At 50.9% G+C, this 1,268-nt stretch carries 2 protein-coding genes; both read left to right on the top strand.

Features of this window, described 5'->3' with window-relative positions; all coding sequences use genetic code 11:
- Window positions 1–210: 210 nt before the first annotated feature.
- Complete coding sequence (locus NZ772_19200; GenBank protein MCS6815684.1) at window positions 211–999, top strand: radical SAM protein; 789 nt, start codon at window positions 211–213, stop codon at window positions 997–999.
- Between the two features lie 29 nt (window positions 1,000–1,028).
- Window positions 1,029–1,268 (top strand): NUDIX hydrolase (locus NZ772_19195; GenBank protein ID MCS6815683.1); only part of this gene is annotated, 240 nt, incomplete at its 3' end.

The raw sequence follows: 1,268 nt of genomic DNA, 5'->3' as shown, positions 1-1,268 counted from the left end.
GCTATTCAGGCAATTGCACCAGATTTTGCCTGCATTTTGATGGTTACCCACGTTCCCAAGTTTCGGGATGCATTTCAGACGCGGATTGAGGTTACAAAAACGGCCAATGGCTCGCAACTCCAGTTAATCGTCTAAGGGCGGAGCTATGTGTAGCCCAATTACCAGAATTGATATAATGGTGTTGTGAGATGCCTAGGGAGGTAACTCTCCATGACGATGCAGACCTTTTCCCCTGTCTATGGCCCTGTTCAGTCGTGGCGCTATGGCCGATCGTTAGGCATCGATGCTATTGGCCCAGTCTCCACTTGTTCGTTTCACTGTGTTTATTGTCAGTTAGGTAACATTGAGCACCCTAGTATCACCCGCCAACTGTTTGTGCCTACAGCGGTAATTATGGATGCCCTATTAGGGTGGAACTGGTCAACCATTGATGCTATTACCCTCAGTGGTAGCGGTGAACCGACGCTAGCAGCTAATTTAGGGGCTATTTTGACAGAAATTCAATCCATGAGCGATCGCCCGTTAATTGTGCTGACCAACGGTACACTGCTAAGGGATGCCAGTGTTCAACAAGAGCTATATGCAGCCACAGAAGTCTCGGTCAAAGTAGATGCTGTTACGCCTGATCGCTTCCAGCGTATCTCTCGGCCTTTTTTCCCCATCGATTGGCCACTGTTCTGCACGGGAATTCAGCAGTTTCGGCAACGCTATCACGGCAAGCTGAGCCTGCAAACGATGATTGTAGCGCCGTGGTCAGAGCAAGAGCAACGTACCTACATCCACTACTTGTCGGCTTGGCAGCCCGATGTAATTTATCTCAACCGTCCAGTTCGCCCCAAGCCCAGGCAACGGCTATTGGCAGGGCGCGAGAATCTCACTACTGCCCCCAATGCCCTGTGGTTTAAGCCTGTTGCTGATGCTAGGTTGCACCAGTTCGCCACCGCTATTACGGAACAAACCGGGATTCCAGTGCGTTGCGCCCCTATCCTGAGGGAATAGGCATAATTCCATCCCTGCCAGTAACTACTATGACTTGTAATTGGCATGTTCAAGATCGGTTCTTAGAGCTACGCAGTCGCTGGCTCACGATCGTGGGCGAACATTGCCAAACCCCAGACGGCGAACAGTTGGAATATTGGCGAGTGGAAAAAGCTGACTCAGTAATCATCTTGCCCCTTCAGGAAGGATCGCTAATCACATTGCCCCCTACCTATCGCCATGGCATTGCCCAGGTGACAATCGACTTCCCTGGAGGACGACGACTCGAC

It is taken from the genome of Cyanobacteriota bacterium (assembly GCA_025054735.1).
Taxonomy (GTDB): Bacteria; Cyanobacteriota; Cyanobacteriia; order SKYG9; family SKYG9; genus SKYG9.
The sequence above is the reverse complement of the archived record's forward strand: the minus strand, read 5'-3'. Positions and strand labels throughout refer to the sequence as shown.